We start from the raw sequence: 23,456 nt of genomic DNA on the forward strand, positions 1-23,456 counted from the left end.
ACAGATGCACTATCAACTTATCACTCAGCAAGACGAACTTGAGCAGTATCTCGCTTCTCTGGCCGACGTTCCCCTGGCTATCGATACTGAATTCGTTCGCACCCGTACCTACTACCCCCAGCTTGGCCTGTTCCAGATCTATGACGGCGAGCATCTGGCGCTACTGGATCCGCTGACCCTGGATCTCTCCGCCCTCTGGCAGCGACTGGGCAGGGAAGGGCAGATCGCCATCCTGCACGCCTCTGGCGAAGATCTGGAGCTTATCCAGCATCAGGCGGGCCACCTGCCCAACCAGATGCACGATACCCAGTTGGCTACCGCCTTTCTCGGTTACGGCGTCTCGGTCGGCTTTGGTGCGCTGGTGAACGAATTCCTTGGGGTCGAGCTGGAAAAAGATCAAGCGCGCACTGATTGGCTGGCCCGCCCGCTTACGCCACGTCAGCTTGAATACGCGGCGGCGGATGTCTTCTACCTGATGCCGCTCTACGAGAAGGTGATGACCAAACTGCGGGAAAGCGGCAAGTTTGCCTGGTTCGAGCAGGAGTGTCAGAACCACTCCGCCCGCAAGACCCAGGGTAGCGATCCCCGTCAGGCCTATCTCGATATCGTCAACGCCTGGCAACTGGGGCGCCGCGAGCTGGCCATCCTGCGTGAACTGGCAGCCTGGCGCCAGCAAGAGGCGGTGCGCCGGGATCTGGCCCTCAACTTCGTGGTCAAAGAGCTGCACCTGTTCAAGGTGGCAGAGCGTCGTCCTGCCTCCCTGCGGGATCTCAACGAGCTCGGCCTCTCGCCCATCGAGATCAAGATCCACGGCAAGCGGATGCTCGATATCGTCGCCAAGGCGCAGCAGAGCGATCCTGACAGCTGGCCCGAGCCCATTCGCCGGCTGGTGGACTATCCCCAGTACAAGGGCGAGCTCAAGCGCATCAAGGCCATGGTGGAAGAGAAGGCCAAGGCCAGCAATATTCCGCCCGAGCTGATTGCCAGCAAGAAGATCATTCACCAGTACTTCACCTGGAGCTGGCGGATGAACGACGAAGAGCGGGCCCGCAGCGACAAGCCGATGCTGCTGCAAGGGTGGCGTCATGAGCTGGTCGGTCACCTGCTGGCACAATAAGCCACCTTACGGTTGCACTTATAAATCAATCCTCACCCTCGGGTGGGGATTTTTATTGGGCGAAAGAGACAAACAGGCATGCTGAACTGGAGAACGCAGAGGGGACATGGCTGGCCGGTTGGCAGGAGTCGAGAATGAAAAAGAGAGCAGAGAAGAAAAGGCAGCGGCTAACACCGCTGCCTTTTTTGATCACCAGATAGGCTGGGTCAGGTAGGGGTTGCTCACCTTCTCGCGGCCGAAGGTAGAGCTGGGGCCGTGGCCCGGGATAAAGACGATTTCGTCACCCAGCGGCAGCAGGGTCTCGGTGATCGACTTGATCAGCGTACCGTGATCCCCACGGGGGAAGTCGGTGCGGCCGATGCTGCCGGCAAACAGCACATCGCCAACCCAGGCGAGTTTTTCGGCCTGACTCAGCAGCACGATATGGCCCGGGGTGTGGCCGGGGCAGAAGTAGACCTCCAGTTCGCACTGGCCAACCTGCACCTTGTCACCCTGCTCCAGCCAGCGATCCGGCGTGAAGGCGGGGGTATGGGCAAAGCCGAACATCTGGCTCTGCTGGGGCAGCATGTCGAGCCAGAAGGCGTCCTCCTTGTGGGGGCCGGTAATGGCGACGCCGGTCTTTTCCCGCAGAGCGGCGGCGGCACCCACATGATCCAGATGACCGTGGGTCAGCAGGATATGAGTCAGGGTCAGGCCGCGCTTGGCGATGGCGGCCAGCAGTTTTTCCGCTTCGCCGCCCGGATCGATCAGGGCCGCCTGATGGGTCTCGTCACACCAGATGAGGGAGCAGTTCTGGGCGAACTGGGTGACCGGGATCACCTCGAATTTCAACATAGAGTTCCTCTCTTGGGATGGGTCAGCCGCGCAGCGAGCTGGCATGCTGCTCGGCGAAATAGTCGAGACAGGCCTGCTTGTCACCGCGAAACACGATGCGCTCCTGCTTGTTGCCAAGCTGATAGAGATACATGGGGTCGTAGTAGCGGGTCAGCAGCAACGTGATCCAGGCCAGATGCAGCCCGGTATCGCCGCTCTTTTCCTGCTCGGTGAGGGCGGTCTGCATCAGGGCATCCAGCTCGCGGTGGGCCAGATCGCCAAGACGGCGCTTGAGGCGGGCCAACGCATCGGTGAGATAGGCGGCAAACAGCGGCCATCCCTCTTCTTGGCCATACATGGCTTGATAGCGCAGCCAGAGATCGTGCACGTAATCTTCGCGGATCTGCTCGGCGCGCTCCTCCTGCGGTACATCCACCACCACCAGCGGTGCCTGACTCATGGCCTCATGGAGGGAGAGGGGCAGGCAGCAGCGGCCGATCAGGCGACTCTCATCTTCGACCACGAAGGCATGCTCGCCCTGATGGCGGCGCTTGAGCAGCTCGATGGCCATGTTGTTTTCAAAATTGATGTTGCTGGGCTGGCCGCCGGGCAGCTGACCAAACGACGACCCCCTGTGATGGGCGTGTCCTTCCAGATCGAGCGCCTGGGCAACATGGTCCAGCATATGGGTCTTGCCGGAGCCGGTCATGCCGGTCAGCACAGTCCAGCGGCACTCGGCAGAGGCCTTGTCCTGGGTGTCGATCAGGAAACGGCGCAGCTCCTTGTAGCCACCGGCGACGCGGGGGCGAGTCACCCCGGCATCCGCCAGCCACTGTTGTACAGTTTGCGAGCGCAGGCCGCCGCGAAAGCAGTAGAGCAGGGCATCGGGCTGCTTGCGCAACTGCGCCAGCCAGCCTTCGAGTCGTTCGGCACGTACTGCTCCCCCCACCAGCTTGTGTCCAAGCTCAATGGCGGCGGCCTGACCCTGCTTCTTGAAGCAGGTCCCCACCTGGGCGCGCTCATCGTCTGTCATCAAGGGCAGGCTGGTCGAGCAGGGGAAGGCCCCCTCCTTGAACTCGATGGGGGCGCGCACATCAATCAACGGCACATCGCCTAAAAAAATCTGGGCGTAGTCTGTGGCCAGTGGCAATTCACTCATTGGACAATCTCGATAAAGCGGGTGCCTTCAAGGGGCTTGATCTGGCCGATGGGCGAGAGCGCAAGGCCAGCTTCGTGCGCGATGGCGAGCAGCTCGGCTTCGCTCTCTTTACCCACGGCAACCAGCAGGCCGCCGCTGGTTTGCGGATCGCACATGATGTTGCGGGTGCGATCGTCCATGGCATCCAGCTTGTGGCCGTAGGAGTCGTGGTTGCGCAGGGTACCGCCCGGTACGCAGCCCTCGGCGAGGTAGTAATCCACCTCATCCAGCAGCGGCAGCGCCTTGAAGTCGAGGCGGGCACTGACGCCAGATCCTTCACACATCTCCAGCAGATGGCCAGCCAGACCAAAACCGGTCACGTCGGTCATGGCGTGGACACCCGGCAGCTCGGCAAAACGCTGGCCAATCTTGTTGAGGGTGCACATGGCGTTGGGGGCCAGCTGCTCGTGTTCGGGCTTCAGCTTGCCCTTCTTCTGGGCGGTGGTGAGGATACCGATACCGAGGGGCTTGGTCAGATAGAGGGTGTCACCCACCTTGGCGGTGTCGTTCTGCTTGATGGCATTCAGAGGCACGATACCGGTTACCGCGAGGCCGAAGATGGGCTCGGGGGCATCGATACTGTGACCACCGGCCAGCGAAATGCCCGCTTCATGGCACACCTGACGGCCGCCGTCGATCACCTGCTGGGCCACTTCGGCGGGCAGGGTATTGATGGGCCAGCCGAGGATGGCGATGGCGACGATGGGCTTGCCGCCCATGGCGTAGATATCGCTGATGGCGTTGGTGGCGGCGATGCGGCCAAAAGTGAAGGGGTCATCGACGATGGGCATGAAGAAGTCGGTGGTGGAGACAATGCCCTGACCGTTGCCGATATCGACCACGGCCGCGTCATCTTTGCTGCTGTTGCCAACGATCAGGGTCGGGTCGTTGAAGCCCGGGATCTGGCTCTTGAGGATGGTGTCGAGTACCTTGGGAGAGATTTTGCAGCCGCAGCCAGCGCCGTGGCTGTATTGGGTCAGACGAATGGAAGACATACTTACCCCTTTTATTTGCAAACAGAGCAGAGGCTCTGTGGAGCCGTCTTGGTCAATGGGCGGCCTTGTAGAGAGAATGACAAGAAGCCGCAAATATGGGTGGCCTCGGTGCCAACAGGGGCAGCGATGACTGGCAGTTATGAAGGACCGCCAGGCCGGACGGGGAAGAAAAGGGCGACAAGGTGCGCCAGCGCAGCCCCGCCAAGGGCCACAGGACGGGGCATTATGCCACATTTGCCCCTTGGGGTTCGAACAGGAATTCACATAAACAGCAGGGAATTGCCCTCACTTCCCTGTCATCGGTCTGGATCCGGCGCTGACTGAATGATTGCAGTGCAGATGCAGCAAAAAGAACGTCAAAGAGACCAACAGCACGCAACAGCCGATCTACAACAGGAGAGCTTAGTGACCACCACACTTTTGGTTAACCACCCCATCACCACGGCGCAGTTCGCGGAGTTGTTGGCGCAGACCTCGTTGGGGGCGAGACGGCCGCTGGACCGTCCCGCCACCCTGCAGGGCATGCTGGATAACGCCAATTTGCTGATCACCGCCTGGCAGGGCGAGACCTTGGTCGGGGTGGCCCGTTCAGTGACCGATTTTCATTTTTGCTGCTACCTCTCGGATCTGGCGGTAGCCGAGTCGGTGCAGGGGCTGGGGATTGGTAAAGCCCTTATTCGCGAGACGTTTTTGCAATTGCAGCAGGGCTGCAAGCTGATCCTGCTGGCCGCACCGCAGGCAGTGGCGTACTACCCCAAGCTCGGATTTAGCCAGCACCCGAGCGCTTGGGTGATGAGCAGTCTGGATGAACTGGTACTGGATGAGTTGGCATAAGCCCGTCAACTCATCCAGACAGGGCGAGATTAACTTATCCGGCTTGCTCCAGCGCCGGTTGCCGCGCCTTGCCCCAGCGGCGCAGGCGCCGTTGCAGTGGCCGCTCCAGCAGGTTGTAGCTCAGCGCCGATAGCCCGATCAGCACCGCCAGCATCAGCAAGGTGGCCACTACCCCCAGCAGCGGGTTGGTCTGGCCATACCACCACTCGGTGAACCCCGGTGCCAGATAGTGGATGAGCTCGCAGCCAGTGAGCAGCACCAGCGCATGGAGCAGGTAGATGGAGTAGGAGAGATCTCCCAGCCAGTTGGTGAAGCGGTTATCCAAAAGGTGCAGCAGCGGGCTCTGGCGCTCCCCCTGGGCGGCTGAAATCCAGATCAGCAGCACGTAGGAGCCGATCAGCAGCAGTGTCAGCTGCGGCGTCATGGTGAACTGCATCAGTGCGAAGGGCAGCACAAAGGCGACCAGCAGCGGCAGATCCCGCTTCATCATGGGGAAGTTTTTCGCAGCCTTGACCCTCGGCAGCAGCCAGAGGCCGAGCACAAATTCGCTCACCCCGCGCCCCACCGCCAGCGCGCCGCTGGTGACATCCAGGGTGCCGCGACTGTGCACGATAAAGGCCAGCACCGTCAGCGCCAGCAGGGGGGCGAGATGGCTCCAGCGACTGCGGGTGACCGCCAGCGGAATAAGCAGCGGGAACAGCAGGTAGCTGATCCACTCTACGCTGAGGGACCAGGCGGCGAAGTTCCAGGTCAGCCCGTGATCGGTCACCACCTGTAGCAGCAGGAAGGCGCTCGGCAGCGCCTCGGCCGGGGTGAAGGGGGAGCCGAAGGGGGGCATCCCTTCCCACTCCCACATTTTGAACAAGGGGCCGGCATAGAAGCCGACCCCGTGCTGCGCCTTGTAAAGCTCCCAGCCGACCAGCAGCAGCAGGGTCACCAGATAGAGGGGGTAGACACGGGTCAGCCGCAGCCAGAGAAAGCGGCCATAGCTCACGGTGCGGGGCGTGCGGGTGAAGGCCTCGCCATAGACATGGGCCAGCACCACGCCGCTCAAAATAAAGAACAGGTCGACCCAGAGGTAGCCATTCTCGATGAGTTGGGTGTGGCCTGCGATCGACTCCATCCACTGGGGAAAGAGCAGCAAGCGGGCATGGAACAGCACCACCATCAGGGCAGCGATGCCCCGCAGCGGCGTTAACAGCGGCAATGATTGATTCATAACAGGATCCCTTGTGATGTTCAGCTTGGCCTGACATCGATTTTTGTTGTTGTACCGTCCATCAATCCTGATGGGACGGTTGCCCCGGCTTGGCTGCCGCAGGCGGAATCACACTACGGAAAAGAGAGCCATACGGGTGTGATTTAAATCATAAATGTGCAGTTATTGTGCAAAAAAATTTAAACAGATAAGAACGTGGGACGCAGGCAGGGAAAGAGGAGGAGAGAGAACACCCATAAAGCAGAGAGGGTGGTCAACGGAGCAAGGGGCAGGTCTATAGGCGTAAAGCAAAACAATCAGGCCCGCAAGGGGCCTGATTGATCACAAGGGGAGGGTGGTTGCCGATCAGCGGGCGCGTACCACCAGACCCTTGAGGTAGAAGCCTTCCGGATAGGCGGTACCGATAGGGTGATCAGAAGCCTGGGAGAGCAGCTCCAGGATCTGGGCATCGCGACCGGCATCGAGCGCTGCATCGGCAACGATCTTCTGGAACAGGCTCTGCTCCATCAGGCCGGAGCAGGAGTAGGTCAAGAGCACGCCACCCGGCGCCAGCAGTTGGAACGCCAGCATGTTGATGTCCTTGTAGCCACGGCAGGCACCCAGCAGCTGCGCCTTGCTCTCGGCGAACTTGGGCGGATCCAGCACGATGACATCGAATTTCTCGCCCTTTTCGCGGTATTCACGCAGCAGCTTGAACACGTCGTGACGGACAAACTGGGTGTTGCTGGTATCCAGCCCGTTCAGCTCGGCGTTCTGGCGGGCAATATCCAGCGCATTCTGGGAGAGATCGACGTTGACCACCTCCTTGGCGCCGCCCTTGAGGGCATAAACGCCAAAACCGCCGGTGTAGCAGAAGCAGTTGAGGACCCGTTTGCCTTCGGTGTATTTGGCGGCAGCCTGACGGTTGTCCCGCTGATCCAGATAGAAACCGGTTTTGTGGCCATTGCGAATGTCCACCAGGATCTTGACGCCACCGTTCTCTTCAATGACCACCGGCTCGTTCGGGGTCTCGCCATAGATAACGCCGGTGCGCTCTTTCAGCCCTTCCTTCTTGCGCACTGCCACATCGGAGCGCTCATAGATGCTGCACTCGGGGTAGAGGGTGCGCAGTGCTTGCGTTATCAGCTCACGCTGGAACTCGGCACCGGCAGAGAGGATCTGGCACACCAGAAAATCGGCATAACGGTCGATGGTCAGACCCGGCAGGCCGTCGGATTCGGCGGCGCAGAGGCGATAGCCGGTGAGACCCTGACGCTTGATCAGCGGATCGCGAGACTCCTGCGCATATTTGAGACGACGGATAAAGAAGTCGAGATCGACGGTCTCATCCTTGTCGAAGGTCCAGACTCGGGCACGGATCTGGGAGCTGCCTGACCAGGCGCCACGGGCGAGCCACTTGCCATCGTTGGCATAGATCTCGACGGTATCGCCGTCAATGGGGTTGCCCTGAACCCGCTCAATCCCCTTGGAGAAGATCCAGGGGTGGCGACGCAGCAGGGATTTTTCGCGGCCTTTGACGAGATAGATGGAAGCGCTCATGGATGTTTGCCGATGGTAGAAAGAAAAGGGGCCACATTCTATGTGCAATAGTGCGGCTAAGCCAGCCTTTGCTGGTATATGGCAGAGTGACGAATTGTACATCTGGACAACGCCCGAGTGTTGCATATGCAAGATTTGCAGAATCTCAATGTTGGCGTTTCACGCTGTTTATCTTATATGCCACAGTTGGTTGTGCTTGTTTTTTGTTCATTGCTGGTCGCTATGTGTGCGCAATGTAGTCAATAAAGCGTTTTAACCTTACTTTATAGTGATTTTCGCTAAAGAGTCATTTGATGATGTCGATAGTGGGGGAGACCATTTTGAATCTTTCCTGTATCGAGCTGTCCATGTTCCTCTCCATCGCTACTAATATTTCTGCCCTCAATGCTTCTCGCCATCTTGGTCAATCATCCAACACGCTGGATTCGGTATATCGACGACTCTCATCCGGCTTGCGCATCAACAGTGCCGCTGATGATGCAGCAGGCTTGCAGATCAGTAATCGCCTCACCAGTGAAGTGAACGGGACCAACACCGCTATTCGCAACGCCAATGATGGGATCTCGGTGATCAACGTCGCCGATGGGGCGCTTGATGAGTCGGTGAACCTGATGCAGCGGATGCGCACCCTGGCACTGCAGTCGGGAAGCGGTGCCAATACGGCAGAGGATCGCGTAGCCCTGAATGCTGAGTTCAAGCAACTGCAGTTGGAGATGGACCGGATTGCTACAGGTACCCGGTTTGCCGGACAGGACCTGCTGGCGGGGAGTTACGAAGGTATCTTCTTGGTCGGTGCCTATGCAGGACAGAATACCGTCATTACCGATCTCAATGCCCAGACCAAAAATCTGGGGGAGATGGAGTGGCAAGCGCGCAGTCCGGCAGGAAGCAAGCCAGGGGCGTATGACATTGCTGATCTCAAGCTTTCATCTCAGCCTATCACCCTTAATGGCGTCACTTTTGACAAGGACTATTCAACCCTGGAAGCGTTCGTGGCAGATATTAATGGCACCACCTTTCCCAATAATCAGGGGCCGGTACAAGCGCAACAACTGCCATTTTCAGTCGCCTCCGCGGTCGATTTATCCGCATTACCCTCCTATATCGATGTGGCGGGTCACTCTGTGGATTTGACCACAGGCATTGATATGACCGGATGGGATCCGGTCAATCCGACAGCAAAAAATAGTGCCATCATGGCAACCGTGGTTCAACGCATCAACAGTACTGCGCAATCGGCAGGTCTGAGTTTTTATGTGAGTGCCTCCAACAACAGCAATCCCGCCAGCAATGCGTTGACCATGCATAGCGCTCAGGGCAACAGCCTTGCGCTGGCCAATGGCACAACTCCCCCTCCGCAGCCAGCACCACCGGCGCCTCCGGTGATCAGTAGTTCCTCTCTGAGCGCTTTGCTACCCGACGTTACATCGACGACGTATATCGGTCAGATGGAGCTGCGCTCATCAGGCGACAAGTATTCCAATATTGATATGCAGGGATCCAGCTTGCATGCGCTTGGCTTTTATCAAGAGGACAAGAAGAAATATACCGTTGATAACATTGATGTCCTGAGTTACGACAACGCCAGCAGGGCCATCAAAACCCTGGATGTGGGTATGAAACAGCTGGGTGTTCAGCGCGCTCGGCTCGGGGCCCAAGCCAACGCGCTGGATTCACGGGTACGCAATCTGGCCAATGCCAATGAGAACCTCAGCGCTGCTCGCTCAAGGATCCGGGATGCCGACATGGCTGTGGAATCGGCGCGCTTGGTCAGCACCCAAATCTTGCAGCAGGCGAGTGCTTCGATTTTGAGTCAGGCAAACAGTCGCCCCAATGCGGCCCTGAGTTTGCTGCAATCCTGAGCGGGACTGCCAGCCGGCATAGCAATTGGTCGCTATCATTCATGGTCACTATCCATAAAGACAAAGAGGCCACCCAATGGGTGGCCTCTTTTCTTATTGCTTCTTGTTGCCGGATGTTATTCGGCAGCGTCAGAGAGTGATCCCCTTGAGTGCCTGGGTCAGTTCGCTGGCGGTGGCTTTCAGCCCTTGTGTGCCGGCTACCGAGGCACTGGCAGACTCCTCCACCTGCGCCGCTTCATGGCGCACCTGATCCAGATTGTGGGTGATCTCGGCGGCAACCGAGCTCTGCTCCTCGCTGGAGGTGGCGATCTGGGTGCTCATCTCCAGCACCGCATCGCTGTGGTTGCTCAGTTTTTCGATATCTAGCCCCACTTCGCTGATGAGCTGCTGGCTGTTGGCGGCGCGCCCTACAGTCTTTTCCATGATCTCGTTCAGCGCGCCGGTACCGGTCTGCAGCTCTTCGATCATCTGCTGGATCTCCACCGTCGCCTGCTGGGTACGGCTGGCGAGAGTACGCACTTCATCCGCCACCACTGCAAAGCCGCGACCCTGCTCACCGGCACGGGCCGCCTCGATGGCGGCGTTGAGGGCCAACAAGTTGGTCTGCTGGGAGATGGCGTTGATGACGTTGACCACCTCGTTGATCCGGTTGGCGTTGTGGGTGAGCCGCTCGACTGCACCGGAGGCGTTGCTAATCTCGTCGGCCAGAGTACGGATCGCTTCGATGGTGCGGGCTACCCGGTTGGCGCCATTGGCCGCCTCTTCGCTCGACTGGCGGGTCTGCAGCAGGGTGTCGTTGGCATTGCGCGCTACTTCGCGGATCGCCGCCGACATCTGCTCCATGGCAGTGGCCAGTGAATCCATGTGCTGGCGCTGGGAACGCGCCATGGTCTCGCCTTCGCAGGCATGATCACGAAACTCGTCGGCGGCCATGGTCAGCGCTTCGGCAGACTCTTCCACCAGTTTGACGATCTGGTGCTGGCGGTCGGTAAAGCGGTCGATGCTGCCCGCCAGGGTGGAGAACTCGTCCCGCACCGGGAAGAAGTTGAGACGGAAGGTGAGATCCCCGTCCGCCACGGTTTGCAGCGCCTTGTTGGTGGAGTAGAGCGCACCGGAGACAAAGGTCATCATGTAGTGGATCACCAGCGCCATCAGGGCGGCCAGCGCGCCGATCAGAAGCAGGGTCGAGCCCTGACCTTCCCACATGGAGAGGTTGCCGGTATCGAGATCACCGGTGACGTAGCCTGCCTGACCCGCTGGCGCGCTAAAGAGGTAGTGATCTCCTTGCTGCTGCAACCCGCTGCTGCCTTGCCGGGCCAGACGCAGATCAGCAGGCAATACCAGAGTGGGCTGCTGGCTGACCAGCTGCGCCGTGGTCTCGACCCGTTGCTGCAACTGCGCTACCCGCAGGGAGATCTCCTGCTGATGGCTGGCCGCCAGCATATACCAGCTGAGAAAGGCGATGATGAAGAGAGGTAACCAGAACGCGATATGGAATTTTTCACTGATGGTAAGGTGAATGAGATAGCGGTCAACCCACCGGAATTTAACTTCTTTCATAATGGAGCTGCATCCTGCAGAGATAGAGTGTCGCGCACATTATCGTCTCGGGAATTTTTTTCTTAAGCAGAAGGTGTGAGAAATGGGAGAGCAATCGTTTGTCATTCGGGTGTGGGGGCAGGTGCAGGGGGTGGGATTTCGCTATTTCACCCGCGAGCGGGCGCTGCAACTGGGTTTGCGGGGCCATGCCTACAACCTGGAGGATGGCTCGGTGGAGATCCTCATCAGCGGCCCCGCGCAGGGGGTACAGATGATGCTGGGCTGGCTGGAACATGGCCCGCGCACCGCTCGGGTGACCCGGATGGAGTATGAGGAGGCGCTGCCGCCCACCGGTCAGGGCTTTCACACCAACTGAAGGGGCGGGGATGAGATGGACGCTGACAAGGAAGGTCTGTTGCTGACTCAGGCAACAAGCTGGGTCGCCCGTTATCAGGAGGCGGCGCGGGCGGTGCGCGAAGAGGCCAGCGAACCGGCCGTGCATGGCTACCGTATCGCAGCGCGCCGCTTGCTGGCGCTGCTCGCCCTGTGGCGGCCACTCACCTATCATCCCGAGCTGGAGCGGCGTCTGCTGCGCTCGGTCGGGCGGCTCTCGGCGCTGCGGGATGCTCAGGTCTACGCCGAGCGTTTTGGCAAGCTGCCTGCCAGCACGGGCAATACCCACAAATCGGCCTGTCGCGTGCCCCTGTTGTCGCGGCGACTGGCCCGCTGGCTTGCAGCGGTGGCGCAGGTGCCGGATGCACGGGCATTGGCGTTCCTCTATCAGCAGCATCTGGCCCTGCGCCTTGATGAGGCGCAGAGCGCTCGCGATGAACCTATTCCCTGCGTTGGGAAATCTGCCTGCTCCCGTCAGCAACAGTTGCGCCGCTGGCATCGGTTGCGCCTCGAGATCAAGCAGGCCCGTTATGGCGTGGAACTGTTGCTGGATCTGGGGAGTGGAGATCCCGGCTGGTTGAGTACTCTGACTCACTGGCAGGAGCGACTCGGCCAGTTGCAGGATTGGCGTCAATGGCGGCGGAGGTTGCGAGCAGAGCAGGGGAACACCCGCAAGCAGACGAAACTGCGGCAGCAGTTGAAGGGGAAGATCACCGCCCGTTTGCGTCAACTAGACTGCCAGCAGGCAGAGCTGGTGGCGCTCAAACTGGCGATGCAGGCAGGCCACAACGTGGATGACATGCCAAGTCGGATGGTCAGGTATTCAGAACACAATGTATCGTCCGCCAAGTCAAGCGGTGGATAGCCCCGAGGCCGCAATCTACGAAAGTCATCCGCGACCAGCATCTACAAAAACTCTCCAAGCCACAAATGCGAGACAAAAAAAGAGAGGCCGTTTGGCCTCTCTTCTCTATCTGGCTGTGGTCGCAGTCAGCGATACGCTTACTTGACGCGCATGCCCGGTTGGGCACCTTCTTGCGGCTCCAGGATCCAGAGATCCTTGCCGCCCGGGCCAGCAGCCAGCACCATGCCTTCGGACATGCCGAAACGCATCTTGCGCGGCGCCAGGTTGGCCACCATCACGGTCAGCTTGCCTTCCAGATCTTCCGGGTTGTAAGCGGACTTGATACCGGCAAACACCTGACGGGTTTCGCCGCCGATATCCAGTTGCAGCTTGAGCAGCTTCTCGGCTTCCGGTACCGCTTCGGCCTTCTTGATCAGCGCGACGCGCAGGTCAATCTTGGCAAAATCGTCATAGGTGATGGTTTCGCTGATGGGGTCATCAGCCAGCGGGCCGGTCACTTTCGGTGCCTGCTCCTTGGCCAAGTCTTCCTTGGAGGCCTCGATCATGGCTTCAATCTTCGCCGGCTCGATGCGGGAGAAGAGGGCCTTGAACGGGGCAACGGTGTGATCGACCAGCGGCATCTCGATGCCATCCCAGCTGAGGGTTTCGGCCAGGAAGGCTTCGGCACGCTCGGCCAGCAGCGGCATGACGGGCTTGAGATAGGCCATCAGCACGCGGAACAGGTTGATGCCAACGGAGCAGACCGCTTGCAGCTCGGCATCCGCCCCTTCCTGCTTGGCGATAACCCAGGGCGCCTTGTCGTCCACGTAGCGGTTGGCCTTGTCGGCCAGCGCCATGATTTCGCGGATGGCGCGGCTGAACTCGCGGCTCTCATAGGCTTCCGCAATGGCGGTACGGGCATTGGCAAACTCGGCGTAGAGCTCGGGCTCGGCGCAGGTGGCAGCCAGCTTGCCGCCAAAACGCTTGGCAATAAAGCCGGCGTTGCGGGAGGCGAGGTTGACCAGCTTGTTGACCACGTCGGCGTTGACGCGCTGCACGAAATCTTCGAGGTTCAAGTCCAGATCGTCGATGCGGCTGTTGAGCTTGGCGGCGTAGTAGTAACGCAGGCACTCCGGATCCAGGTGGTTCAGGTAGGTGGATGCCTTGATAAAGGTGCCCTTGGATTTGGACATCTTGGCGCCGTTGACGGTCACATAGCCGTGCACGTTGACCTTGGTCGGCTTGCGGAAGTTGGCACCTTCCAGCATGGACGGCCAGAACAGGCAGTGGAAGTAGGCGATGTCCTTGCCGATGAAGTGGTAGAGCTCGGCGTCGGAGTCCGCTTTCCAGTAGCTGTCAAAGTCGATGTCGCCACGCTTGTTGCACAGGTTCTTGAAAGAGGCCATGTAACCGATGGGGGCATCCAGCCAGACGTAGAAATACTTGCCCGGGGCGCCGGGGATTTCGAACCCGAAGTAGGGGGCGTCACGGGTGATGTCCCACTGCTGCAAGCCGCTTTCGAACCACTCCTGCATCTTGTTGGCCATCTCTTCCTGAATGGCGCCGGAGCCGCGCACCCACTCAGAGAGCCATTTTTCAAACTGCGGCAGGTCGAAGAAGAAGTGCTCTGAGTCCTTCATCACCGGAGTGGCACCGGAGACGGCAGATTTCGGATCGATCAGCTCAGTCGGGCTGTAGGTGGCGCCACAGCTGTCGCAGTTGTCGCCATACTGCTCCGGAGATTTGCACTTGGGGCAGGTACCCTTGACGAAACGGTCCGGCAGGAACATGGATTTTTCCGGATCGAACAGCTGGGAGATGGTGCGGCTCTTGATAAAACCACCATTTTTCAGGCGGCCATAGATAAGCTCCGCCAGCTCGCGGTTTTCGTCGCTGTGGGTGGAGTGATAGTTGTCAAAGCTGATGTTGAACCCGGCGAAATCGGCCTGGTGCTCCTGAGAGACAGCGGCAATCATCTCTTCCGGGGTGATCCCCATCTGTTGCGCCTTGAGCATGATCGGGGTGCCGTGGGCATCATCGGCACAGATGAAGTGCACCTGATGACCGCGCATTCGCTGATAACGAACCCAGATATCGGCCTGGATATGTTCCAGCATGTGGCCAAGGTGAATGGAGCCATTGGCATAGGGGAGGGCGCAGGTTACCAGCATTTTACGAGGATCAGTTGCCATATTACGTTCTTGATGTGCTTGTTGGGATGATAGAGTGCCGTGCATGTTACCCGAATTGGGGGTAGCCTGCCTAGGGTTGTGGCTATGCCAACCTTGGCAGCACCTGCTGTTACGATGGCAGGCAAGCCACTGATTTGTGTGCGGTAACCGTTCACCTCAAGATAATGACAAGATAATGAGGAGTTAATGGTGATTGATTCAGTAAAACAGATCCTCGCCGAATTTAAGCCAGCAGGCTGGCACAAGGATCTGGTGGATGCCGGATTCGTTCGCGAGATCATCAATCAGGGTCAGGAGCTTACTATCCGGCTGGTATTGCCGTTTGCCGGTCTTTCGCTGCTCGATCAGCTCAAAGAGAACTACGATGCCAGACTGCGCAGCGCCACCGGTGCCGCCCGTATCGACTGGGCACTGGAGATTGACGTCGCCAGCATGCCGCGGGCGCAGGGCCTCAATGCCGTGCAGGGCATTCGCAACATCATCGTGGTTGCTTCCGGCAAGGGGGGGGTAGGCAAGTCCACCACCGCGGTCAATCTGGCGCTGGCCCTGCAAAAAGAGGGGGCGCGGGTCGCTATTCTCGATGCCGATATCTATGGCCCTTCCATTCCCACCATGATGGGCACCCTCAAAGAGCGCCCGGTCAGCCATGACGGCAAGCTGATGGAGCCGGTGATGGCCTGCGGCCTAAAGAGCAACAGCATCGGCTATCTGGTCTCCGAGCAGGATGCCACCATCTGGCGTGGCCCGATGGCGAGCAAGGCGCTGGCGCAGATCCTCCATGAGACCCGCTGGGGCGAGGTGGATTATCTGGTGGTAGACATGCCGCCGGGCACTGGCGATATCCAGCTCACCATGGCCCAGCAGGTGCCGACTTCGGCGGCAGTGATCGTCACCACCCCGCAAGATGTGGCGCTGGCCGATGCCCGCAAGGGGATCGCCATGTTCAACAAGGTCCATGTGCCGGTGCTCGGCATCATCGAGAACATGAGTTATCACGTCTGCAGCGCCTGTGGTCACCATGAGCCGCTGTTTGGTACCGGTGGCGGCCAGAAGATGGCAGAGCAGTATCAAGTGGCACTGCTTGGTCAATTACCGCTGCACATCGATATCCGCCAACACATGGATGATGGCTGTCCGACGGTGTTCGGCGCACCGGAAGGGAGCCTGGCTCAGGCCTATTTGAAGCTGGCGCGCAGGGTAGGGGCTGAACTCTTTTTCAGCGCAAAACCGATTGCGACCCCCCTCTATGCCATGGCGCTGGATGAATAATCGGCGGTCGGTCACTTGAAAGGGAATTGAGGGTGGGCATGACCCACCCTTTTTTATATAATGGATCGGTTTAAACCATCCCCACTGCTCTTCTCTTTTAGGTATTTGTCATGTCTGATACTCAACATTCGTGTGTGATCATCGGTATTGCGGGCGCATCTGCGTCTGGCAAAAGTCTTATAGCCCAGACCATTTATGAAGAGCTGGTGGCCGAACTGGGCGCAGGTCAGATTGGTGTGATCACCGAAGATTGCTACTACCGTGATCAGACCCACCTGACCATGGAAGAGCGGGTCAAGACCAACTATGACCACCCCAACGCGCTGGATCACGACTTGCTGGTACAGCACCTGAGCCAGCTGGTCAAAGGTGACGCGGTAGCCATTCCCCAGTACTCCTACACCGAACACACCCGGATGAGCGAAGTGACCCCGTTTGCGCCGCGCCGGGTGATCATTCTGGAGGGGATCCTGCTGCTGACCGACAGCCGTCTGCGGGATCTGATGGACGCCTCTATCTTTATGGATACCCCGCTCGACATCTGCCTGCTGCGCCGTCTGGTGCGTGATGTGCAGGAGCGTGGCCGTACCATGGACTCCGTGCTCAAGCAGTACCAGAAGACGGTGCGTCCGATGTTCCTGCAGTTTATCGAGCCGTCCAAACAGTACGCCGATGTGATCGTGCCCCGTGGTGGCAAGAACCGCATCGCCATCGACATGCTCAAAGCGCGTATCCGCCACATGTTGATTGGTTAAGATGAAACAAGCCGGGTGATGCCCGGCTTTTTTAAAAGCACAATTTGTCAGGAGAGTCGCCCAATGCGTCTGTGTGATACCGATATTGAACGCCATCTGGATGAAGGCAAGATCGTCATTGAGCCACGGCCCGGGGTAGAGCGGATCAGTGGTGTCAGTGTCGATGTGCTGCTGGGTAACGAGTTTCGGGTGTTTCGCGATCATACCGCGCCCTATATCGACCTGAGCGGCCCGAGCAGCGAGATGGCCGATGCCATCGATCGGGTGATGAGTGACGAGATCCACATCCCCGATGGCGAAGCCTTCTACCTTCACCCGGGTCAGCTGGCGCTGGCGGTGACCTACGAATCCGTCACCCTGCCTGCCGATATCGTCGGCTGGCTGGATGGCCGCTCTTCACTGGCACGCCTGGGTTTGATGGTGCACGTGACGGCGCACCGCATCGATCCGGGTTGGTCCGGTCGCATCGTGCTGGAGTTCTACAACGGCGGCAAACTGCCGCTGGCGTTGCGTCCGAAGATGAAGATCGGCGCCTTGAACTTCGAGATGCTCTCCGGCGTCGCGGCCCGCCCCTACAACAAGCGGGAAAATGCCAAGTACAAGAGCCAGCAGGGCGCCGTTGCCAGTCGCATCAATCAGGACTGATAACTGGCAACACGGCAACGATTCAAGGGAGCACAAGGTGCTCCCTTTTTGCATCTGGAATCAAACGGATATGGGGTTGATGGTGCTGGTCGGATGAGATTGGCGGGGTAGGGACGTTTTATCACCACTTCCGCCCGTTTTCCTGTCATAAAAGCGTCATAAAAATGAAATTATTGGCTTAATTGTCAGCTATTTTTGCCCTTTCCCGCAATCATTGATGGCTTTAATTAATCGATGGCAAGCCTCATGAAGACTGGCTCTAGGATATTTTTTTCCAAAAAGCTCTTTTTTTTTATGGCTGAAATATTTCAATGGTGGCTATGGTGTTGGCCGCCATCTGGCATAATCCGCCGCAACTCATAAACAGGCTTTTTTTTATGTTTGAAATGTTTAGTGGTTTGGGTTTGTGGTGGTCAATCGGTTTGGTATTGGCCGTTTTTTTTGTGCTTGCCTATGAATTTATCAACGGCTTTCACGATACCGCCAACGCGGTAGCAACGGTTATCTATACCAAGGCGATGCCAGCTCACCTGGCGGTCGTTGCATCGGGGATCTTCAACTTTTTTGGCGTCATGTTCGGCGGTCTGGGTGTGGCCTATGCCATTGTCCATCTGCTGCCCATCGACCTGCTGCTTGGGATGGACTCCACCCAAGGGTTGATTATGGTCTTCTCCTTGCTGTTTTCCGCCATCGTGTGGAACCTGGGCACCTGGTTCTTCGGGATCCCGGCCTCCAGTTCACATACCTTGATCGGTTCCATTTTGGGGGTAGGCGGCGCCTATGCCTGGATCACCCATAAACCGGTGACAGAAGGGATCAACGTGGGCAAAGCGATCGACATCATGCTTTCCCTCATCATCTCTCCCACCATCGGCTTCATCATCGCGGCACTGCTGCTGCTGGCGATGAAGCGCATCTGGACCAGCAACAAGATCCACAAAACACCGGAAGAGCGTCAGCTGGTGGATGGCAAGAAGCACCCGCCGTTTTGGGCGCGTCTGACCTTGGTGGCCTCGGCCATGGGCGTCAGCTTCGTGCACGGCTCCAACGATGGTCAGAAGGGGATCGGTCTGGTGATGCTGGTGCTGATCTGCATGGCACCCGCCTATTTCGCACTGGACATGAACAGCCGCGCCTATGATCTGGACCGGACCCAGGATGCCAACCAGCGCATCATGGAGATCTACCAGCGCAACCAGTCCGCCCTCTCTGGCGTCATCAACTTCTCTGCACCGGCAACGGCTCAGGAAGAGCTGATGACCCACTGCTCCGCCGATGGCGTGCTGCAGGCGATGGCCACCCTGGATGCCCGTCTGGGTGCCGTGCGTACTTATGACCAGATGAGCCTGACCGACCGCCGCGAAGTGCGTCGTCTGCTGCTCTGTATCGATGACACCGCCCGCAAGGCTGCCAAGCTGCCGCTGCCCGCCAAGGAGCTGACCGATCTGGCCAAATGGCGCAAGGATCTGACCGCGACCGCTGAATACGCACCGACTTGGGTGATCGTTTCCATCGCGCTGGCGCTGGGTTGCGGCACCATGGTGGGCTGGCGTCGTATCGTTCATACCGTGGGCGAGAAGATCGGCACCACCGGCATGACCTACAGCCAGGGCATTGCGGCCCAGATCACGGCAGCAACCTCCATCGGGGTCGCTAGTCTGACCGGTATGCCAGTGTCCACCACCCACATCCTCTCTTCTGCGGTGGCGGGGACCATGGTAGCCAACAAATCCGGCCTGCAGAGCCAGACCATCAAGACCATCCTGATGGCCTGGGTGCTGACCCTGCCGCTGACAATGCTGCTCTCCGGTGGCCTGTTTATCGTCAGCCACCATCTGTTTGGTGGATAACATCGCTATTTTTTCTAAGGGCCTGCGGGCCCTTTTTTCATATCTGCGATCCGCATTAATATGCCAACAAACATGTTTATGTACTAAAGCTATCAACAGTCGTGATGCTGAACATTAACGCTTGGAATGAACTTTCTCAGGGATACCCAAAGCGCAAACACAGAGTTGAGTACGGCGTTTTCCTATAGCAACACTCCTTTCAAAATCCCGTTCATGTAGTGACTGATGATGGCCCACTATCTTGCGTGAGTACGCATCCGTCACCAGGCTCAGGTACAGCGGCCCGCTCCTGGCGGGCAGATAGGTGATATCTGCGACCCAGACCTGCTCCGGGACCACCGGTGTGACCTGCTCTGGCCCCGCCTTGAGCAAGTTGGGATGACGATAGAAACGGTGAAAACTGTGGGTGGTCTTGTGATACGCCCGCTTAGGCTGCACCAGCAGGCGGTGTTCGGCCAATATTTGAAACAGCCTGTCCCGCCCGACCTTGAGCCCGCCATCATCCTGACCCTGCAGCAGATAATGCCGCCTGCGAGTGCCCACCCGAGGTTGTCGCAGTCGAACCTGACGCACAAAGCGCACCACCTGCAGCCCTTGTGCATGGCGCTCGTCGGCGACCCGATTGCGCTTGTAGTAAGCCTGCCGGCTTATCCCCAGAAACAGGCAAGCCCTGACAATGGTCTTGCCGCTGCGAGAGGACTTGCCGGGTCGCTTTTTTACGATGGAGACGCCGTAGTCATTCTTCAGTACATCGACGACGGCCTCAAAGAACTGGGCCTTCTGGCTCATCAGCGCCAGCTGCTGCTCGAGCTCCTTGATACGCTGTTCGGGCGTCTGGTTGTCGGGGTCAGGCATGGTGATGCTCCTGCCGGCGCGCACAGAAGCCCCCTGGCTCCAATCTTGCCGACCATGTTTACGCAACCATACCAGAACGGTGGAGCGGCCCTGAATGCCATAACGCACCTGAGCCTGTTTGTAGGTGAGCTCGCCTTTTTCAATCTGCTCGACCAGTGACAGTTTAAAAGTCAGCGAGTAATCGCGCTGTGTCCGTTTCACACCTTGTCCCATCGGGTTCTCCATTTATTGGGGGAAAGGTGTAAACCATATTCAGGACGGGACACGAGAAATAAAAAAGCCACACCGGTTGGTGTGGCTTTTGTTTAGGAGGTCAACCAGGGTTGCTTAGGGGCGACCGGCCGGGCAGGTGGCCACGTTGACGGCGGCAGTGCTGCCACCATGACGACCTGATGTGCTCACCTCGTTGCGTACCAGCGGCGGGTAGTTAACCGGCTCACGAGCAGGCAGGGCAGGGGCTTCGGCAGGGGTTGCCATCGGGGCGGATGCTTTGCGGGCACGAGCCAGCAGGCCGGCACCGTGAGCTACCTGTTTGGTCACGACCGGAGTCTCTTCCACCACAACCGCAGCGACAGGTGCCGGGGCTTCGACAACAGCAACTGGCATTTCGACTGCAGCCGGTTCAGCTTCCACGACAGGAGTGCTGACAGCAGGGGCTTCTTCAACAACCTGAGCAGTTTCAACGACTTCAGTGGCAGCCATGTCGACAGCCGGAGCGGCGACAACTTCCGGCTCTGCTGCAACCACGACTTCTGCAACAGCTGCAACAACCGGGCTAGCGATCAGATCTGCTTGAGTTGCTTCGACCTGGGCAGCAGCCTGCTCGGCAGCTTCTTCAGCAACGGCTTCGACAACCACATGCTCGGTCAGTGCCGCAGAAGCTTGCAGGGCAGCTGCGACGGCTTCAGCGCTCGGGATGGTAACAACAGGCACTACCGGCTCTTCGACCTGCGCTTTGGCAATATCTGCCTGAGCTGCGGTGGTCAGAGTGGTGGTATCTTGCTGTTCTTCGTCACGCTGGCTGCGGGCATCTTCGTTGATGCGCTTGCGGCGCTGACCTTCGATACGCTGGCTGCGCGGAGTGCGGCGTGAACGGCGCTGGCCTTCACTCTGCTCTTCCTGCTCGTTACCCACGGTGGCATCGATCACTTCAGCTTGCGCTGGTACTTCGTCAACCGGCAGGGCAGGGGTGTCAGCAGCGGCGACATCGACGCGGATCTGCTTGCGCAGTTGGCGACGTTCGCGGCGCTCGGCTACTTTCTGCTCTTTCTCCTGACGTGGCTGGGCAGCAGATGCATCGACGGTATCTACTGCGTCAACAACGACTTCGGCGCGCGGCTCACGGGGAGCACGAGGTTCACGGGCCGGACGTGGCGCACGTTCCTGACGCGGCTCGCGAGGCTCGCGCTCCTGACGGGGTTCACGTTCCATGCGTTGTTCGCTGCGTACTTCGCCACGAGCTTCACGCTCCTGACGAGGCTCGCGCTCTTTGCGGGGACGGCGATTGCGGTTTTCACCAGCTTCCGCATTGTTGCGGTTGCCACGATTGTCGTCACGACGAGGACGCTGACCACGGCCACGACCTTCTTCGCGCTGATGACGCTGACCCTCTTCCTTGCGAGCTTCGCGAGCAGCCGGTTTATCAGCCGGAGCTTTTACTTCGGCAGGGGTTGCATCGCTGCTGAACAGGCCGGTAATGCCTTTGATCAGCTTGCTGAAGAAACCTGCTTCGGCAGGTGCAGCGGCAACGGCCGGGGCTGTCTGCTGCTGTGCTGCAACTGGCGCGGGTTGAGTCGGCTGGGCAAAGCCTTGCAGCAGCGGTTGCTCACGCTCGATCACCTGAGCTTGCTTCGGCTGGTAGACCGGCTTGGCAATCTCGGTTTTCAGCTCATAGCTGGCCGCTTCAGGGATCTCGTTCTGACGAATACGAGTCACTTCGTAGTGCGGGGTTTCCAGATGCTGGTTCGGAATGATGTAAACACGCACATCATTGCGCTGCTCCAGACTGGCGATGGCGGCACGCTTCTCGTTAAGCAGATAGGCGGCAACATCCACCGGCACCTGACCGTGAACCTGCTCGGTGTTGTCCTTCATGGCCTCTTCTTCGATGAGACGCAGGATGGACAGGGCGAGGGATTCGTTGTCACGGATCACGCCCTGACCCTGGCAACGAGGGCAGATATGGCTGCTGGATTCGTTGAGGGAGGGGCGCAGACGCTGGCGAGACATCTCCAGCAGACCGAAACGGGAGATCCGACCCAGCTGGATGCGGGCACGATCCTGATGAACCGCTTCACGCAGACGGTTTTCCACTTCGCGCTGATGGCGAACCGGCGTCATGTCGATGAAGTCGATTACGATCAGGCCACCCAAGTCGCGCAGACGCAATTGACGGGCAATTTCGTCGGCGGCTTCCAGGTTGGTTTGCAACGCAGTCTCTTCGATATCGCCGCCCTTGGTGGCGCGGGAGGAGTTGATATCGATGGAGGTCAGCGCTTCGGTCGGATCGATAACGATGCTGCCGCCGGAGGGGAGGCGCACTTCACGCTGGAAGGCAGATTCTATCTGGCTCTCAATCTGGAAGTGGTTGAACAGGGCAACTTCACCCTTGTACAGCTTCACACGGTTGAGGAAATCCGGACGCACCAGCTCGATATGGGCCTTGGCGCGTTCGAAAATCACCGGATTGTCGATCAGGATCTCGCCCACATCGCGACGCAGATAGTCACGGATGGCACGCACGATGACGTTACTTTCCTGGTGGATCAGTACCGGCGCGGCGCGCTCCTGGGAGGCCTTGTGGATGGAGTCCCAGTGATTGAGCAGGACGTTCAAATCCCACTCCAGCTCTTCTGGCGACTTGCCCACACCTGCGGTACGTACGATCAGGCCCATGCCTTCCGGCACGGTCAATCCGCTCAGGGCTTCTTTCAGTTCAGTCCGCTCATCACCCTCGATGCGGCGGGAGATACCACCGGCACGGGGGTTGTTGGGCATCAGTACCAGGTAGCTACCTGCCAGGCTGATAAAGGTGGTGAGGGCTGCACCCTTGGTGCCACGCTCTTCCTTGTCGATCTGGACGATAACTTCCTGACCTTCGCGGACCACTTCTTTGATGTTGGGACGACCCTGATAGGAGTAACCGGAGGGGAAGTAATTGCGGGCGATCTCCTTCAACGGCAGGAAACCGTGGCGCTCGGCGCCGTAGTCGACAAAAGCAGCTTCAAGGCTGGGTTCTACGCGGGTGATCTTACCCTTGTAAATGTTCGCTTTCTTCTGCTCGTGTCCCGGACTTTCAATATCCAAATCGTAGAGCTGTTGTCCGTCAACCAGCGCTACGCGCAACTCCTCTTCTTGAGTTGCGTTGATAAGCATTCTTTTCATTGAGTTCTCATTATTGTGTCATTTTGATTTCCTCCATCTGGGTCCTGCCAGCGCCGGCCTCGGGTCTTCAGCATACTGGGGCAACCTCCCGGTTGGGGTATGCATGAGGCGCAAACTAAGGGCGTTCTGGTCATCACTTCTCGAGAAGGAATG

Annotated in this window: 17 protein-coding genes and 1 pseudogene; 9 read left to right on the plus strand and 9 right to left on the minus strand. The window is 58.7% G+C overall.

Features of this window, described 5'->3' with window-relative positions; translation table 11 throughout:
- The first annotated feature begins 4 nt into the window (after nt 1–4).
- Nucleotides 5–1,117, plus strand: coding sequence for a ribonuclease D (gene rnd, locus ACTG2W_RS02025; protein ID WP_323914305.1), 1,113 nt, complete (start codon nt 5–7; stop codon nt 1,115–1,117).
- A 189-nt stretch (nt 1,118–1,306) separates the two neighbouring features.
- On the opposite strand, the gene ACTG2W_RS02030 is transcribed toward rnd, so the two are convergent.
- Genes ACTG2W_RS02030 through selD form a run of 3 tightly spaced genes read right to left on the minus strand, consistent with a single transcriptional unit; the run spans nt 1,307 to nt 4,123 of the window.
- A complete protein-coding gene (locus tag ACTG2W_RS02030; RefSeq protein ID WP_193859206.1) occupies nt 1,307–1,951 on the minus strand; it encodes an MBL fold metallo-hydrolase in 645 nt (214 codons plus the stop codon).
- A 22-nt stretch (nt 1,952–1,973) separates the two neighbouring features.
- A complete protein-coding gene (mnmH, locus tag ACTG2W_RS02035; RefSeq protein WP_421308017.1) occupies nt 1,974–3,089 on the minus strand; it encodes a tRNA 2-selenouridine(34) synthase MnmH in 1,116 nt (371 codons plus the stop codon).
- Entirely contained in the window at nt 3,086–4,123 is a 1,038-nt protein-coding gene (selD, locus tag ACTG2W_RS02040) for a selenide, water dikinase SelD (RefSeq protein WP_421308019.1), read from the minus strand. Before selD ends, mnmH begins: the two co-directional genes overlap by 4 nt.
- A gap of 405 nt (nt 4,124–4,528) precedes the next feature.
- Here selD and ACTG2W_RS02045 point away from each other — a divergent pair, with 405 nt between their 5' ends.
- Complete coding sequence (locus ACTG2W_RS02045; RefSeq protein WP_128835677.1) at nt 4,529–4,957, plus strand: GNAT family N-acetyltransferase; 429 nt, start codon at nt 4,529–4,531, stop codon at nt 4,955–4,957.
- Nucleotides 4,958–4,991: 34 nt separating this feature from the next.
- Here the strand turns inward: ACTG2W_RS02045 and ACTG2W_RS02050 are convergent, their stop codons facing one another.
- Both ACTG2W_RS02050 and ACTG2W_RS02055 read right to left on the minus strand, forming a co-directional pair.
- Nucleotides 4,992–6,176: an acyltransferase family protein gene (locus ACTG2W_RS02050; RefSeq protein WP_106843680.1), complete on the minus strand. Its 1,185-nt coding sequence runs from the start codon at nt 6,174–6,176 to the stop codon at nt 4,992–4,994.
- Between the two features lie 345 nt (nt 6,177–6,521).
- Nucleotides 6,522–7,715 carry a class I SAM-dependent methyltransferase gene (locus ACTG2W_RS02055; RefSeq protein WP_005336736.1) on the minus strand — a complete coding sequence of 398 codons (1,194 nt, stop codon included), beginning with the start codon at nt 7,713–7,715 and terminating at the stop codon, nt 6,522–6,524.
- A 293-nt stretch (nt 7,716–8,008) separates the two neighbouring features.
- Between ACTG2W_RS02055 and ACTG2W_RS02060 the strand changes: the two genes are divergently transcribed.
- Nucleotides 8,009–9,577, plus strand: coding sequence for a flagellin N-terminal helical domain-containing protein (locus ACTG2W_RS02060; RefSeq protein WP_181281634.1), 1,569 nt, complete (start codon nt 8,009–8,011; stop codon nt 9,575–9,577).
- Between the two features lie 129 nt (nt 9,578–9,706).
- Here ACTG2W_RS02060 and ACTG2W_RS02065 read toward each other — a convergent pair whose 3' ends face one another.
- Entirely contained in the window at nt 9,707–11,137 is a 1,431-nt protein-coding gene (locus ACTG2W_RS02065) for a methyl-accepting chemotaxis protein (protein ID WP_106843681.1), read from the minus strand.
- 82 nt (nt 11,138–11,219) lie between these two features.
- Here ACTG2W_RS02065 and ACTG2W_RS02070 point away from each other — a divergent pair, with 82 nt between their 5' ends.
- Nucleotides 11,220–11,492 (plus strand): acylphosphatase, encoded by a 273-nt coding sequence (locus ACTG2W_RS02070; RefSeq protein ID WP_005345583.1) that lies wholly within the window; start codon nt 11,220–11,222, stop codon nt 11,490–11,492.
- Between the two features lie 15 nt (nt 11,493–11,507).
- Entirely contained in the window at nt 11,508–12,374 is an 867-nt protein-coding gene (locus ACTG2W_RS02075) for a CHAD domain-containing protein (protein WP_106843682.1), read from the plus strand.
- A gap of 137 nt (nt 12,375–12,511) precedes the next feature.
- On the opposite strand, the gene metG is transcribed toward ACTG2W_RS02075, so the two are convergent.
- Nucleotides 12,512–14,545 carry a methionine--tRNA ligase gene (metG, locus tag ACTG2W_RS02080; RefSeq protein ID WP_128835679.1) on the minus strand — a complete coding sequence of 678 codons (2,034 nt, stop codon included), beginning with the start codon at nt 14,543–14,545 and terminating at the stop codon, nt 12,512–12,514.
- A gap of 186 nt (nt 14,546–14,731) precedes the next feature.
- Between metG and apbC the strand changes: the two genes are divergently transcribed.
- From apbC to ACTG2W_RS02100, 4 genes are all read left to right on the plus strand, one after another.
- Entirely contained in the window at nt 14,732–15,814 is a 1,083-nt protein-coding gene (apbC, locus tag ACTG2W_RS02085; RefSeq protein WP_128835681.1) for an iron-sulfur cluster carrier protein ApbC, read from the plus strand.
- Between the two features lie 110 nt (nt 15,815–15,924).
- Nucleotides 15,925–16,569, plus strand: coding sequence for a uridine kinase (gene udk / locus ACTG2W_RS02090; protein ID WP_005345570.1), 645 nt, complete (start codon nt 15,925–15,927; stop codon nt 16,567–16,569).
- Between the two features lie 63 nt (nt 16,570–16,632).
- A complete protein-coding gene (gene dcd / locus ACTG2W_RS02095) occupies nt 16,633–17,214 on the plus strand; it encodes a dCTP deaminase (protein ID WP_005336719.1) in 582 nt (193 codons plus the stop codon).
- A 377-nt stretch (nt 17,215–17,591) separates the two neighbouring features.
- Complete coding sequence (locus tag ACTG2W_RS02100) at nt 17,592–19,064, plus strand: inorganic phosphate transporter (RefSeq protein ID WP_047439689.1); 1,473 nt, start codon at nt 17,592–17,594, stop codon at nt 19,062–19,064.
- A 165-nt stretch (nt 19,065–19,229) separates the two neighbouring features.
- Here the strand turns inward: ACTG2W_RS02100 and ACTG2W_RS02105 are convergent.
- Nucleotides 19,230–20,132 (minus strand): annotated as a pseudogene (locus ACTG2W_RS02105) (IS3 family transposase); the annotation flags it as partial.
- Nucleotides 20,133–20,246: 114 nt separating this feature from the next.
- Nucleotides 20,247–23,303 (minus strand): ribonuclease E, encoded by a 3,057-nt coding sequence (gene rne, locus ACTG2W_RS02110; RefSeq protein ID WP_106843685.1) that lies wholly within the window; start codon nt 23,301–23,303, stop codon nt 20,247–20,249.
- Nucleotides 23,304–23,456: the final 153 nt, after the last annotated feature.

The sequence above is a fragment of the Aeromonas sp. 96A genome (genome assembly GCF_051919165.1).
In the GTDB taxonomy this organism is placed as follows: domain Bacteria; phylum Pseudomonadota; class Gammaproteobacteria; order Enterobacterales; family Aeromonadaceae; genus Aeromonas; species Aeromonas veronii.